General features: G+C 54.3%; 9 protein-coding genes. All 9 read right to left on the bottom strand.

The window, feature by feature from the left end:
* Positions 1-8 precede the first annotated feature (8 nt).
* Positions 9-830, bottom strand: coding sequence for an amino acid ABC transporter substrate-binding protein (locus J2T14_RS17690; RefSeq protein WP_307472809.1), 822 nt, complete (start codon positions 828-830; stop codon positions 9-11).
* A gap of 316 nt (positions 831-1146) precedes the next feature.
* Entirely contained in the window at positions 1147-2151 is a 1005-nt protein-coding gene (locus J2T14_RS17685; RefSeq protein WP_307472807.1) for a GNAT family N-acetyltransferase, read from the bottom strand.
* A gap of 56 nt (positions 2152-2207) precedes the next feature.
* Positions 2208-5321 (bottom strand): glycosyl hydrolase, encoded by a 3114-nt coding sequence (locus J2T14_RS17680; RefSeq protein WP_307472805.1) that lies wholly within the window; start codon positions 5319-5321, stop codon positions 2208-2210.
* 27 nt (positions 5322-5348) lie between these two features.
* A complete protein-coding gene (locus J2T14_RS17675) occupies positions 5349-6176 on the bottom strand; it encodes a carbohydrate ABC transporter permease (RefSeq protein ID WP_307472803.1) in 828 nt (275 codons plus the stop codon).
* A 13-nt stretch (positions 6177-6189) separates the two neighbouring features.
* Complete coding sequence (locus J2T14_RS17670; RefSeq protein ID WP_307472801.1) at positions 6190-7092, bottom strand: carbohydrate ABC transporter permease; 903 nt, start codon at positions 7090-7092, stop codon at positions 6190-6192.
* 76 nt (positions 7093-7168) lie between these two features.
* Positions 7169-8548 carry an ABC transporter substrate-binding protein gene (locus J2T14_RS17665; protein ID WP_307472798.1) on the bottom strand — a complete coding sequence of 460 codons (1380 nt, stop codon included), beginning with the start codon at positions 8546-8548 and terminating at the stop codon, positions 7169-7171.
* 227 nt (positions 8549-8775) lie between these two features.
* Positions 8776-10446: a response regulator gene (locus J2T14_RS17660; RefSeq protein ID WP_307472796.1), complete on the bottom strand. Its 1671-nt coding sequence runs from the start codon at positions 10444-10446 to the stop codon at positions 8776-8778.
* Entirely contained in the window at positions 10439-12388 is a 1950-nt protein-coding gene (locus J2T14_RS17655; RefSeq protein ID WP_307472794.1) for a sensor histidine kinase, read from the bottom strand. Before J2T14_RS17655 ends, J2T14_RS17660 begins: the two co-directional genes overlap by 8 nt.
* A 16-nt stretch (positions 12389-12404) precedes the next feature.
* Complete coding sequence (locus tag J2T14_RS17650) at positions 12405-15938, bottom strand: carbohydrate-binding protein (RefSeq protein ID WP_307472792.1); 3534 nt, start codon at positions 15936-15938, stop codon at positions 12405-12407.
* Positions 15939-15970 lie beyond the last annotated feature (32 nt).

Genomic DNA, 15970 nt, shown 5'->3' with positions numbered 1-15970 from the left:
TCGCCTGCTTATTTCGATACGTCTGCACCGAAATACTTTTGTGAGATTTCTAAGTAAGTTCCATCCGCCTTCATGTCTGCCAACGCTTTATTGATTGCTTCTACCAATTCCTCATTGCCCTTGTTTACCAAGACAGCGCTTGGAGTAGCTTCATCCGTCTCGGCAACAACCTTGATTTTTGCGTCCGGTCTTTGTTTCTTGAAATCCAGGAACGAAAGTCCGTCGTTGATCGTCGCATCAATCCGGTTAGAGAGAAGCAGGTCGATAGCTTGGTTAAAACCATCGATTTGTACGATAGTTGCGCCATTTGCCTCGGCGATATCCTTCAAATTGCTAGTTAAAGATTGTCCTGCCTTTTTACCCTCGAGATCCGCCAGCTGTTTAATGTCCTCGTTAGCTTCGTTTACGATGAGAACGGCTTTAGAAACGATATAAGGGTCGGAGAAATCATATTTCACTTTCCGATCTTCCTTGATGGACACTTGATTGACTACAACATCGAAGCGGTTAGCATCGAGTCCGGCAAACATGCCATCCCATTTGGTTTCGATAAATTCCGGCTCTACGCCGAGACGTTTCGAAATTTCTTGCGCGATTTCCACGTCGAAGCCGGTAAGCGTACCGTCTTCATCATGGAAAGTAAACGGTGCATACGTTCCTTCTGTTCCAATGCGGATTTTACCGTTTGCTTTTATCGTTTCAAGCAGGTTGTTAGCTGCCGGTTCCGTAGCATTCTGATTGTTTTTCTCATCCGATTCGGTACCGCAAGCTGTAAATATGAGCGTTATGACCATAATAAGTGAGGCTATTGTAATCCATGATTTTTTCATTTCCGTTCCCCTATCTGTTTTTTGTTTATTTTGCCCTCATTCGAGAATCATAACCACTTATGATTTGGGCGCTGCTATTTCGGTAAAACGTAATTCCGATCTTATCATTTGTTGCTTTAGCTCGTCAATAGTTATTTCCGACATATTAAGTAGGAATTAAAGGTTATTGAATAAATGATTAATAATCAGCCCTTGAAACAAAAAAAACCTTGCTGCCCCAAGGTTTTTTGACAGAAATCGCAAAAAGGTTCCCTTCAAGAATCGTTTTAGGATCGATTGGAATAAACGACCGGCGACGCCAGCATGGGTATGCAGGTTATAACGGACCCGGTAATACGCTCACCATCTGAAAATATCCCGGCACCGGCTTGTAACCAAGCTTTCGGTTAATCGCCAGCATCGGTCCGTTCAACGAATCGTTATTGGTCCGAATATATCGGAAACCGCGTTTGCGAGCGATATCGATAGACAGCTTCTTAAGCGCCATCGCGATTCCACGACCGCGGTAAACAGGGGCGACGCAGGTAAACTCGTTATATACGCTTTGAGTCGTTTCGAACGTCCGAAGTTCCACTGCGCCAACGATCGTCTCCCCGACCATAGCAACTAGAAGCAATGACCGGTCGAAATCGTCCCGGTCCACGGTCCGCTTGCGCCATTCGCTGTACCACATGAACTCGCCCTCGAAGCCGGGGATATCCGCATGAGTAGCAAAATAGAGATTGTAAATCTCACGCTCCGTTTCCTCTCCCGACAGATCGGCAAGCGACAGCATACGGATCTCGCCCAATTGCGCGTCTGCGAGACCGAAGTCGACTTGCGTGCCCTGGTCAACGTCTCGATCGGATTCCAGCTCGATAACCGACTCGAACAAATGCCGCCCTTCAGCAAAACCTCTCGCGCATGCAAATCGCACCGATTCGGGATCGTCGTCCCGCACATCGGCTACGATTTTCCCCGCTCCGACCTCGTGGGAATAGCTCATCAACGCCTCATAGATCGCGCCGCCGACACCGCTGCGGCGCTTCTTCCGATCGACAATGATTTGGTCATACAAGACGCCCGGCGTCGACCAAGGCGCTCGCCAAGCGTGGCCGTAACCGACAAGCCGGCCCTCGTCGCTAATCGCGACCAGCCGCAGGCGATCATGACCGGTGAGACATCCTTGCTCGTCACGGTCAAGCGACCCTGTCAGCGGGATGAGCGCATCCTCGTCTCTCATCTTCTCTACCGTTACTTCCTCCGAATAATGCCCGGTCATGATAGCGGCTACCGCTACATAATCATCCGGAACCGTCATCTTCCTGACAACAATCGTCATGGATCAATCCCCTTCCTTCCTGTTACTTACAACTGTAACTGACCGGAATGAGCCTCTCAAGGGATTTGTTGTTTTAAAATGGATTGGTGCCGGTCCCTAAACAGGATTCGTGGCTCTGCGGCCAGTCCAAACCTGACAAAGGCGTAACGGTCTTGATAAACTTGTGTATCCGAAGCCAAATCGCGATCCGTCCATCCGACCTTATTCGTGAAGCTGTCCGGTCCGATCTTAAGCGGCTCGCCTTTGATATGATGATGAGGACCGAGCAGATTCCGGCAGCTCCCCGCCAGCTCCAGCTCAATCCGATTGTCTCCCGGCACAAGGAAAGAACCGATCTCCGCTTCGAATGGCTCCCATAGAAAACTCTTAACCTCGCTGTCGTTGACCCGAAGATTCGTCACAATGGCATCCGGCGCTGCATGGAACGACCAGATGACGTCGGAATCGGACGGCATTTCCCTTTCCCCAACGTGCACCGTCTGTTCAAGCGTCAATCGCCCCGCAAAGAAAGGAAAGCCTTGCCGTATGAAGTCACCGCCATCAAGCAGCGTTGGTCTGTCCGTCAATAAGAACGGACCATCGGCAACAACGGTTCCGCCCTCTCCTTCAACGAACGGCATCAGCGGTTGCACGCCGAAATCGCCCACCAAATAGACGCTCTCCAGCTCCGTATCGAACGTAAGCTTATTGCCCTCCGATTCGAACTCCTTCGCGCGCACCATCGCTTCGTACGTTTCCGGAGCATTATAAAACTCCGATTCGATAACGAGCCTGTTCTCCCCCGCTTGCACCTTGCCGCCAACATCGATCTTCCTGAACGCGGTATCGATCCACCAACCGCAATCTTCATTGGGGATCGCAATACCGTTCAGCGTGATGCTCGCCTTGTTAAGCCGTTCCATAACCAGATACAGCTCCCGTTTACGATCGGTATCGGACGCGACGTAGAAACCGAATTCGCAAGCGATTCGCATGGAGAGGCCCGACTGCAGCAGCTTTTCCTGCAAAAAGATAACCGGCTGCGGCTCGCTCCACTCGCCGCCCTCGACGCTTAAGCGGCATGTATCCAGCGTCAAGCTATTGAGATCGGCATGCTTCACCTGCCACACCGCATCTAGTCGCACTTCCCTTTGCGATGAGGAAATTCCATCCCCGCCGGAGGACTGCTCACTACCATCCGCGGAGGAGCTCGCTTGCTTCAACATGTAGGACTGGGCTGCTGCCAACGGCAACCTGATGGAAACGAATCCATCCGCTTGCTCCTGCGCCAGCTCCTCTTCTGCGCCCGTTTCCAGATCGAGCAGAGTTACGCGGCCTTCTCGGCACAGCTCGATGACCGCATCGCCGCAGCCCGACTCGCCCGAGTTCACGATATAATACAGCCATGAATCGCCGAGCTTCATCGTCTGAACGTTCACCGTGTCGGAAGCAATAACCTCTCCAGACACTCCCTTCATGCGCACGAACGGAGCAACTACTCGAGTTACGACATCGCCAATCGCTGCCGCATCATCCGAAGAAACCTTATTCGCTATAGCCAACAACCGATCCAGCAGTTCATCATGCTTGCCCTCCAGCATAGTCGGATATGGCGCGACCATCGTAACGCTGCCGCCTTGCTCCAGCAAATCGATCAGCAGCTCCGCCGTCGACCTGCTCCATGTCACGCTTGGCGGAATAATGACCGCCGAGTAACTCGCCTCACCGACGATAAGCCGCCCGCCTTCGATCCTGCCATGCCGCTCAAGCACGCTTTCGCTGCCGTAATCATGCTCCAAAAACGAGCGGCATAGCTGCCGTGAAAGTCCCGCGAAAGCTTCGTGGTAAGGACGAATGGCCGTGCTGTCGAAGCCCTGCTGCTCCACCCAAGCCGTTCGTATCGGATGCAGAAGCAATATGCCGGCCTGTCTCTCTCCTTCCGCAAGGAGCATGGACAGCCTGGCGAAATAGTCGTTGTATTGCCGATACTCCGGCCACCACGGCTGCTGGTAAAACAAGGACGGCGGATAATCCCTCTTGCGCAGTCCACGGAGGCTGTAGCTCTGCAAATGCTGGCACATCAAATTAATGCCGTGCACGAACTGCCACTCGCCGATCCGCTTCAAGTCTTGCAGGCTGACGTTCCAGCCGGAGCAGCCATAGCTCTCCGTAATCGTCCGTTTCTTGCCAAGCTGGCGCGCGATCGAGCCCACCTGCTTAGGAACGAGCGGCTCCTCGCCAACGAAGCGACCCAGCCAGTCGCAGCCCGGAATTTGCATATATTCGTAGAAGGACATCAGGTCGCCGACCGACGTCGCTTGCCCCATAAGCGTCTGCTCGTCTACCACATGTCCCGTAAGAGACCAGCCTTTTTCCCCGCACCAATCGCCGATTTGCTTCGCGTAGCTTGCAGTGAACAGCTCGGTTACGCAGGACCAGAACCGATAACGATGCTCCTTCGCATCGGCGGCATCCAAGAACAAGCTGGGAAGAATATCGAGCACGCTGCTGCCGTTTCGCTTGCGGTACGCCTCTTCCAAGTTGAACGACCAAGGAATTTCTCCCCTACCGAACTGCGGCTCGTCTGTGAACACGCCCTTCAGCACATGCTTGAACTCCTCGCCGAAGGCAGCCCAATAAGCTTCGTATGTGCTATCGATGAAAGCGCGGACCGCTTGCCCGTTTAAAGTGTCGATATAATAAGGGTTCACTTTCCAATAGATTCGAACCTCGGCTTCCGCGATTCTCTCCTCGGGCACTCGCACGTTGCCTTGCTCTGTCAAAGTGTAATAGCCGAGATCGCTCGACCTGTCCTCCCCGCTGAAAGGCGCCCTTTCCATAGCCAGCCTCTTCTGCTGATAAGCAAGGCCAAGAGCCGGTACGCTCCCCCCGCCGAAGCCGCTTGGCCAGCCGTTCTCGTCATAGAACCACGGCTCCATGCCCAGCGATTCCGCTTTCTTGATGCATGCGCGGACGGCGTTCATCCACTCCTCGCCCATGTAAGGCGTTTGAAGTCCGCCTCTCGCATGCATGAAAAAGCCGCCGATCCCGGCGCGATTCATCTCCTCGATCTGGCGTTCCAGCTCATCAATCTCCAGCTTGTCGTTCCATGACCAAAGCGGAACGGATCTATAGCCGTTATCCGGCTCGCGCAGCTTATCCCAATCCCACTCTTCATCAGCCCTCTTCATTGCCCGTTTCCTCCTCTACTCTTTCTTTTACCCTTTCAAAGACCCTGCGGTCATCTGCATAAACGATTTGTTAGCGAATACATATACGACGAGGATCGGCACGATGGACAAGCATGCCCCGGCCATCATGTAATGCGTTTGCGCAGCCGCCGATACGCCGTATTTCAGGTTCGCCAGTCCGACGGTAAGCGTCTGCAGCTCGGGCTTGCTCAGCGTGAAGACGAAAGGCAGCAAATATTCGTTCCATGCCCCGCGGAATGCGAAAAGGCCGGCAACGCCGAGGCCGGGCGCCAGAAGCGGAAGAACGATACGCGCATAGACCGAAGCCGGCGAGCAGCCGTCGATTCGTGCAGCCTCGTCAAGCTCGCGCGGGATGCCGCTCATGAAGCTCAGCAAAATAAAAAAGGCCGAGGCGTGCGCGCTGATCAGAATAAGAATCACCCCCCACAACGTGTTATGAAGCTTCAGATCGATCATCAGCTCGAATTGCGGACGAAGAACGACCGCGCCGATCGATACGAACATCGTGAAGGCTTGAATGCCGATATATATTTTTTTGCCGAAAAAGCTCATACGGTTAACGACGTAAGCAGCCATTGACGCAACGATCAGCGTACCCGCCGTCGCCATCGCCGCGACGAACAGACTATTGAATGAATACGTCCCGAACCCGGCCGTGCTCCAAGCTTCCTTGTAATTGCCGAACTGCCAGCTCAAGGGCAGCAGCGTCGCGCCGGCCGTCAGCTCGGCATTCGTCTTGAGCGAGCCAAGCAGCGTAATGACGATCGGGAACAGAGTAAGGAAAAGCACGACCAGCAGAAAAGCCCAAGTGATCCATCTCCATCCGTATCTCATGATGCCCTCCTCCTTAGTCGTTCCGGCTCATGCGCCGCGAACCGTAGAAATAGACGATCGTAATGGCCCCTACGATAAGCGCCGTCACGAACGCTACCGCGCTGCCGTAGCCCATCTCCTGGACCTGGGTGGCTGCAGAGCCGCTGGCCGTAGGGAAAAACAGCTTAAACACATACAAGAACATGACGTTCGTCTTGCCGATCGGACCGCCGTCCGTCATAACCATAATGCTCTCATAACCCTTAAGCGCGTTGATGATCGCCAGCATGACAATCATCTGCATGACGGGTCCGAGCATCGGAATCGTAATATACCTGAACTGCTGCCACCTGCCCGCCCCGTCCAACGACGAGCTCTCGTATACGTCCTGCGGAATGTTTTGAAGTCCCGCCAGAAAGAGCAGCATGTAGTTGCCGAGCGCTCCCCATACCGCGACCAGGATGACGCTAAGCATCGCGTGATCGACGCCCAGCCAATCGACCGGCGAACCGATCAAGTTGTATTTCATTAGAAACTGATTCAGAATGCCGTTGTAAGAATTGAATATCGCGAAAAATACGACAGCCATGACGGCCGTGCTTATAATCGTCGGCATGAACAGCAGCGCCCTTATTACGCCGCGCCCTCTGAGCCCGCGATTCAAAATAACGGCCAGCAGCAGCGCGAGCGGCAGCGAAAGAGCCAGCTTGCCTCCGGCATAGATGAACGTGTTCAGGACGGAGTCCCAATATTCGTGATCGGTCCATATTCTGGCGAAGTTATCCAAGCCGATGAACCGTTCTTCGCCATAGCCCTTGTAGTCAAAGAACATATACCTCATCGCCCAGACGATCGGATAGATGCCGAGGACGACGGTCAGAATAGAGCTCGGCAACAGGAAACTGTAAGAGAACACAACATTCTTGGCTTTATTCATATCCGGTTCCACTCCTTAATCGGGGTATAGAAAAGGACGGGAAGACACGCTCCCGTCCCTTTGCCAGTCTCCGTCTTTATTTGGCGAATTTGCCTGCCAGCGCCTTCGGATCGAAGTTTGGATCAGGCTCGGCTTTCACTTCGCCGTTCTTCACCGCTTGAGCCAGCGCCGCATTATAACGCTCGTTCAAGTCTTTAATAATCGCGTCGAGATCTCCGCCGCTGACCATGTATTTGAAGAAGGCGTCATCAGACTTCGTGCCTTGCACAGCTACCACAGGATAGACCGGCCACACGCCGTCGTATGGGTTCGGGAGGAATCCCTCGATGCCCTTCACCTGTGGCGTTGCCGCAACTTCGCTGACCGAAGGCACCATGGAAATGCCGAAGCCCTTCTCCTGATACTGCTGCAACAACGATTCCGAGTACATGTAAGACATGAACTTCCAAGCGGCTTCCTTCTTCGTCGTCTTTGAGCTCAAGGCCAGCCATTGTCCGCCCAAGAAGCCCGACGCCCCGTTAAAGCTGCCGTCGATCGACGGAGCAGGCGCCGCGGCCCACTCGATCTTCGCCGGGAATTGCGACGTGTAGACGCCCGCTTCCGCGGAGAAGCTCAGGTACATGCCGATCTTGCCTTCCGCGAACTGCGCGCGAAGCGGATCGATGTCGAGCGATTCGACGCCCGGCAGCATGCTGCCGTCATCTTTGATCTGCTTGAACGCCTCGATAATCGGCTTGAAGTGGCTGAAGTCGTATTGCGCCGTTTTGAAATCGTAGCCGAAGCCGCCGAAGCCGCTTACCTCTGCGATCACGCGCGACGAACGGCCGAACGCGCTGCCCGGATTTTTGAAGTTTTGCGCGAATCCGTACGCGCCGCTCTCCTTGCCTGCCGCCGTCAGCTTCTTGGCAACGTCGACCAGCTCGGCTAACGTCGTCGGCGGCGCCGTGACGCCCGCCTTCGCGAACAGCTCCTTATTGTAGATGAGACGCATCGTCGTTCCGTAGTTCGGAAGGCTGTAGCGTTTGCCTTCGAAGCTGTTCAGATCCGGCATTTCCGGAAAAGCCGCCTTGTGCTCTTCCTTCAGAAACTCGTCGATCGGCGCCAGGTAACCTTTCTTATAAAACGTTTGAATCGTATTTTCCTTCACGCGGATGACATCCGGCGGCTCCGACGTCTGGAACGACATATCGAGCGCCTGGTCGAAATCATCCCCTTTTATGACCAGGTCAACCTCGATATTATCTTTGTTCGTCGCATTGTACTCATCGACGACTTCCTTAATAAATTCCGAATCATGGCGGTCGCCCGTCCAGTAGCTGATTACCGTTTTTTCGCCCGAGTCGCTTCCGCCGCTTTCGGCTCCGCCGTTCTCTTCCGTTTTTTTGCCGCTGCAGGCTGCCAGGCTGCCCGCCATGACGACAGCCGCCAACGTCATCGTTAGCCATCTCTTTTTCATGCTTGTTTTGCCTCCCTTTTTGGTTCTGCCAGTTACCCGGTTAGATGTTGGACACTTCTTATTATAGAAGCGCAGGTCCGGCGGCATAATGCGGTAAACCGCACATGAAGGGCAGAAATCTTCATCTCTTTGCATCCTTACACGAGGCTCCAGTCACTTTTTGCAAAAAACAGCTCCATTCCGGCCGTAGCCGGAAGAAGCTGCATTGCGGTCTTTCCTCCCCGCCGCTACCCTTTGCCCTGCTCGAGTTCAAGCGGCGCGTCGGCGATGCCCGTACTGTATATTTTGAATTCGGAAGGCGTCATGTTCGTATGCTTCTTGAACGCGTCGCTGAAGTAACGCCTGTGCTCGTAACCGATAAGCAAGGCGATCTCCTGCACCTGATAGCCGCCAATGAGCAAATCCTTTGCCCGTTCCATCCGCTGGTGAATGACGAATTGCTGGTAGGAGATGCCCAGCACCTTCTTGAACAGGTTCGAGAAGTAGCCTTGGCTGATGTTGAACCGCTTGGCGCAATGCTCCAGCGACAAATCCACATGCAGGTTATCGCAAATATAGTCCTTTGCCTCGTAAATCAGCTTGCTAGATTCGTCTAAACGCTCTTGCCGCGTCCAGCCGCATGCCTCCTCGCATAACCCTTGAACCATCTCCCTCATCTCCATGAAGGTCGAGCTAGTCCCGGCCGTCCCGGCCAGCCACCGCTTCTCCAGTTCATGCACCCTTGCTTGCGGGAACAGCTCCTGCATCGTTCGGCAAATCTTCGCGGACAGCTCGAAGCACAGGCTTTCCACATGCTGGGGAGCCGGCAGCGGCTCGCTCTGAAGCATATCGTTGAAGATCCGCTCCAATAAAAGCCGGCATTTGCCGCTGTTGCCGGACTTCAGCGCGAACAGGAATTCCTGTTCCGCCGCAAGCGAATAGTTCGGAAGCAGGCTGAGCGCTTCGCCTTCGCCCTTAACGACCGTGTAACTTGTCACCCCGTTGCCGTCGGTATAGAAATGATAGGACAAAGCGCTGACAGCCTGCTGGTACGCATCCGGCAGCTCTTGAATCGACCCGACGCACAGCCCGACCCCGATGGAAACCGTTGAATGGGTATACTGCTGCGTATTCCGTCTGCAAGCCTCCGAAATGCTCTCCGCTTCCTTAATGTCGCTGCAGTTCATGATGCAGACGAACCGGTTCGACGCTTCCCGGAAGACGACGCCTTTCGTTCGCTGCGATACCGTCTCCTCCAACACGTTCTTCAAGCTGAAGCGCATAAGCTCGATCTCGCGCGCGGGCCTTGCCTTATACTTCTCCATAAAATGATCGAATTCCACGACGAACACGTTGAAATGAGCGGTCTCCAGCCCGATGCCGAGCTGTTTCCACTGCTGGGCCGCCTTCTCGGCGCCGAACGGATGGTGGATCAACAGCGATAGATGCTCCTGCTGCAGCATCGGCAAGCCCAATCGGCGCTCCCGCTCCATTTCCCGGCGCCGCTCGTTTTCCTCCCGCTCGTCCAGCAAAGCTTTCTTCGCATTCAATACCGTCTTCACGATTTCATCGATGGAGAACGGCTTCTTCAAAAAATCGAATGCGCCCAGCCGGATCGCCTGCTGTGCGTAGGCGAAATCGGTGTATGCGCTCAGGATGACGACTTTGGTGGCGGGAGCTACGGACAAAATGGCCTTCGTCATGGCAAGGCCGTCCATCTTCGGCATGCGGATGTCGGTCAGCACGATGTCGGGCTTCGTCTCCTCGATCAGCCTGATCCCTTCTTCCCCGTCGAGCGCCGTTCCAGCGACCCCAATGCCATGCTCCTGCCAAGGAGGCTTGCGCGACACCATCTCGACTACGCTGCGAATATCGTCGATGACGACGAGTTTAATCTCGTTTCCGGTTTCGTTAGCCATGCCACTGAATCTCTCCTCTTCTCATCGGAATCCACAAGTCCGTCCTCGTCCCGCCCGCTGCGGGACTGCAAAGCTCCATCCGTGCTTCGTCCCCGTAATAAAGACTCAGACGATTCGTTATGTTATACAGCGCGAACCCTTTGCCAGACGGCGATCCGCCAGGCGTCTTCATGCTTTCGGCCACGAGCTGCGGGTCTGTCCCCGATCCGTTATCCCGGATGACGATATGCAGCAGCTTGCCGCCTTCCTGGCAAACGTCCAGATGAATCCGGCCTCCGGCCCGTCTGTCGCGGAAGCCGTGCTGGATGCTGTTTTCCACGATCGGCTGCAATATGATCTTCGGCACATAGTAGGCGAGCAGCTCCGGGTCTGCGACATGGACTTCGTAACGGAATAGATCCTCGTAGCACATCCCTTGAATCGCGCAATATTGCTCCACATGGGTCAGCTCGTCCTCCAGCGTATTCCAATCCTTGCCGCCGCTAAGGCCAAGCTGGAACATCGTCGACAGGGCCATAATCATTTTGTTGACTTCCTCGTTCTCCCCCATCTCCGATTTGCAGTAAATCGTATTCAGCGTGTTATACAGAAAATGCGGCTCCATCTGGGCGGTCAACGCCCGCATCTCCGCTTCCCGCTTGCCTGCTTCGCTCGCCCGCACGTCTCGAAGCAGACGGTTGATTTCATCCAGCATTCGGTTGAATTGAAAGCCTACCTGCGCGACCTCGTCCCTCGACTTGCTCTCGAATCTGACGGTCAGCCTGTTGTCCTCGACCTCGCGCATAAGACGCTGCAGCCTGTAAAGCGGTCGAACCAGCAAGCCGGTCAGCTTGCTCGATACAAACCATGCCGCCAGCAGGAACAGGAGCATCAGATAAATCGTCGCTTGCTGGACGTCCTTCATCTGCGCGAGCAGCTTGTCCCTCGACTGGATGCCGAACAGCAGCCAATCGTTCACCGTCGAGGAGCGCGAATAATTGACCAAATATTCCGTCTCGCCGAACGAATGGAAGAACGAGCCCTGCCCCTCCACCGTTACGTTGCGAAGGAACGGCTCGTCCCTGCGCATATTATGCTGAGCGGACCACGAGGTTCGCATAACCTCGTTGCCCGTAGAATCCACAATGAAATAGCTTCCTTCCTTTTGCGAGGAGCCTTTATTCATCATGCCGATCAGCCCGCTTTCGCTGATGTTAACGATGAAATACACGTTTGTATTGGAAAAATAATCTTGAGTGCCTTTCGTTACGAAGCTAAGCACGCGGCTCTCGCCCGTGAAAAACAAGTCCGTATGGCCTCTTAGCCATAGGCCCGCATTATTGTCTTTGGCCAAATAATACAAATTGGATTCATAAAAGGATAGATTCGGAGAGCGCCGTTGGGATAGAGGATAAAAATCGCCGATCGGCGTCGCGACTAGAATGCTCTCGATGAGCGGCTCATTGAACATTGCCTGCGAGAATTGGTATTGCATTTCGGAGAGATGAACGTAATAGTTGGATATATGATTGCCCTGCACGTCTTGCATCAACAGATTGAACGAGTCGCTCAGCATAATGGAGCGAACCGATTTGGATACGCTGTACAGCTTGTCATCGAGCAGCTGCGTCGTCTTGCTGACCGATTCGCGGCTGGAAGCGAAGGCGTTGCGCTGCAGCTCCTTCGATGCGATCAAGTAGGAGGCCGTTCCTACGATTCCGATTGCAAGCGCAATTAACAGCAGGAACGCTATGCCGATCCGCTGCCTGAATGAAAGTCCGTAATAGACGTCCGATACCGCTGCCTTAACCCGCTTAACCCACGAAATCGTCAACTTCCGCACACCTCCCGCTTGCGAACCATTGTACATGATCGAATGCTGTTTCGTAAATTTATTCGTGAAAGTCATCGAAATAGAAATAGACAGGGAAGCATCCGCCTCCCCGCCTATTCCCCTGTCCATTCGATCCGGTTTCCGCTTAATTCATTTTCGTAAGCATGAATGCATCGTGAGCAAGCGTATAGGAGATACTGCCCGGGTCTTTGCCGGTGATCTGGAATCGGAAAGTCTTGTTGCCTGACGTGCTGAAGGTTACCGTGCCAAGCCCCACTGTATCGTAGCCTTGCGGGCTTCCGTAATGGTCGACCGGGACGCCTACGGCCGCCCCGTCGATATACAATTGTGCCGTGCCTCTCTCGGGATGCTTCTTGATTCTCGCGCTGACCGCGTACGTTCCCGCTGCCGGCACAGGCACCGTATATTCAACCCACTGGCCTACGCCGCCGAAGCCGTTATAGCTCAACGAGCCGCCGCTTGCAGCCGAATCGGATCCGGTCGTCACCGTTGCCCCTGCCGATAGGTTCGTAGCCAAGCTCTCGCTTTCGAAGGTGAGCGGCTTCTTCGTTAAGGCGATATAATCCGTCGCTAACGTGTAGGCGCCGCTGCTTGCGTTCTTGCCCGTAGACTGGAAGCGGAACGCCTTCGTACCTGCGGTGCTGAACGTTACGTCTCCCAGATCGACCGATACATACCCCTGCGCGCTTTGATACTGGTCAACCGGCGCTCCTTGAGCGGCCCCGTCGATGTAAAGCTGCGCGATTCCGCGATCCGGATGCTTCTTCACTTGAATCTTCACGTTATATGTCCCTGCAGCCGGCACATTAAGCGCGTATTGCACCCAGCCGCCGACGCTGACCGGATTGGCATAGTTCAATGCGCCGCCGCTTGCGGACGTATCGGTGCCGTCCGTATTCGTTCCTCCCGAAGACACCGTCGTCGTTGCGCTTTCCGCCTCATATTTGACCGGCTCGTAGATTTGCGGCGGAAGCTGCATATCCGGCGACCGGTACGTCAACCGGATCGTATCCGTCGCAATCGTATACTGCGAGCTGGCCGGATTTTTGCCCGTAAGCTGGAAGCGGAAATTTTTGTCTCCCGCAGAGGTGAATGCGTAATCCCCCAGATTTACTTCGACATAGCCTTGCGTGCTGGCGTATTGGTCGATCGGCGTGCCTACCGCCACCCCGTCGATATACAGCTGCGCAATGCCGCGATCCGGATGTTTCTTCACCCTTACCTTCACGTTGTACGTGCCGGAGCTTGGCACGTTGACCGTATAGTCGGCATAGCCGCCCACGGCGTTGGTATTGGCGTAGCTGAGCGATCCTCCGCTTGCCGCCGCGTCGCTTCCGTTCGAGGAAGTGCCGCCGCTGGAAAGCGTCAAAGGCAGGCCTTCCGCCTCATGCTTGAAGCCGGATTCTACCGTTACGCTGCCGCTGCCGCCGGAGCCGATCGCGACATCGGCGATAATTGTTTTGTTCGCCGTACGATCATACACAACTGCTTTCCCCGTCTTGCCCACCGGTCCTGTCGCGTTAATCGTAAGGCTGGAAGTACCTGCAGACGTGGTAAAAGAAGTTATATACTCGTCGGCATACAGTACCTGCATGTCGGAGCCGTTGTCCTCTTGAATCCAGAACGCCTTGCCTCTGGACGTGTTTTCCTTGAAGTTGACGGTCAGACCAGGCGACTTCAACTCGGCCCCCGTGAATCTGCCCTTGTATTTGTAATGGATAGCGCCGCTGTCGTTCATCGTGACGTCTTCCACCAAATACGTCTTGTTGTCGTCGAGCCAGCGCAGGTCAAGCGTGAACTCGTCCGGCGCCGCGGCCTCGTTGCCGGCGGTTGCGATGACAAGCGCTTTGCTCATATCGTCCGGGGCGTACATCCAGGCGTAAGGACCCGACGTATCGTAGTTCGGTCCGGCGTACAGCGGCCGGATGATGCCGTCCGTAAGTTCTTTGATGCGCGGGTTTTTCCGCCAATCGTTGAACTTCTTCAGCGTGCTGATGCCGGCCGCGCTCCACGTTCCCGGATCCTTCGCGAACTTGATGACGCGGGCGGGCATATACGAATAATAATCTTCTACCTTGCCGGTCGTAAGCCCGCCGTAATAAACGGAGTTAAGCGGCAAATACCCGAAGCTGTTCGTTGCGATCAGCATGCTCTTATCAACGTTGCCTTTCGATGATACGAAGCCGTTGTCGCCGATATGCAGCAAGCCGACATTACGGTCTCCTTGCGTCGGATAAATATCGACCTCGCTTGTCAACTTCGTCAAGAAGTCGGGATGACGCGAGACGATATCGTTGTTGTAATCTCGGACAAGCACGTTTTTGCGGTATACGCTATCGCTTGGATGTGACGTTGACGTTGCTGCCGTGTTCGGCCAGAATTCGGTCAGATCGATCATCTGATGAGACAGATGGTAGTTCGGAATCATGTAGTCTTCGACTTGGCTGCGCTTGAATTCGATATTGGCCGGGTCGGCCAAATCCCGGCCCGCATTATGATTGTCTCCGGTCATGCTGAACCAGATGCCGAAACGCATCCCTGCGTCAACGATCGTGTCTGTCAGCGCGGCAAGATTCGTCGTGAAGGAGCTCGCGGCTGTCGTCGTATCTCTCGTCGTGTTCCAGAAGTCGTCGACCATGACCATGTCCATGCCGGCCTGCGTCGCCTTCGGAATAACGGTGTTGCGATAATAAGCTTCGTTCCGGTTGTTCAGCCATTCCCAATCGTTGGTCGTGAAGACGGACGTCGTATGATGGTATTTGAACCTTTTGCGGAAATGCTCCTCGACGGCCATCCTGCCGTCCATGCTATCGCCCTTGAAAGCGGTCATGTTGACGGAAATATATTCGAATTGCTCGTTCGGGAACAACACGAGCTGCAGAGATCCGGGATTCGTCGAAACCTTGACGCCGGATATGCCGCTCCATGCGTTAATGCCCGCGAACGGGAAGTTGTCCGGCGCGCCTTGGGTCTTCCAGTTCATCTCCGGCTGAAGCGTCCAGCCATCGCCGGTGTTGTATCTCGTGATGGCGTTTTTCCCCGCGTTCATCGGCAGCGCGCCCGTTGTGCTGCTCCAGGTCATGTTCGGAACGTAATGCAGCGTGTGGGGATCGTTCGGAAAGTTAAGCGCGATAATGTCCGAAGCCGTAATCGTTTTATTCGACGTGCTGTTGTTTTTGATCAGGTTGGAGTATTTGAGACCCGCACGATCGTTATACATTTCGAATCGCAGCGTTACCGTTACGTTCTGGGGCGAAGTTCTTGTTATCGGGATTTCAAGCCTTTTGCCCCAAGTTGTGCTGAATAAAGAGATGTTGCTGATCGTATCCGCCCCTAGCGTCCATCCGCCGTCGTTGGAATACAGATCGCTTCCGCCGTAGTTGTAATAAAATAAATAATTGCTGCCGCTTCCGGTTAAGTATTCCTTGCCCGCTTCCTTGTTGTAGAAGCTTGTCATCTGTGCGCTGCCGCTTGCGAAGGAGAGCACGACCCTTAGCACGTCGTTTTCCAGCGTCCATGTATTGCCGCTCTTGGTGATCGTCGAACCGGCTGCTTCTGCCGTCTGAACCGATCCATTCGGTACAAACGGAATACTCGACATGCTTAACACGACTGCGAGAATGAGACAGAACAAACTGCGGATACCATTCTTTAACACAATTGCAACCCCTTTCGATAGTCGAATGAATA

This window comes from Paenibacillus harenae, assembly GCF_030812415.1.
GTDB classification, from domain to species: domain Bacteria; phylum Bacillota; class Bacilli; order Paenibacillales; family Paenibacillaceae; genus Pristimantibacillus; species Pristimantibacillus harenae_A.
The sequence above is the reverse complement of the archived record's forward strand: the minus strand, read 5'-3'. Positions and strand labels throughout refer to the sequence as shown.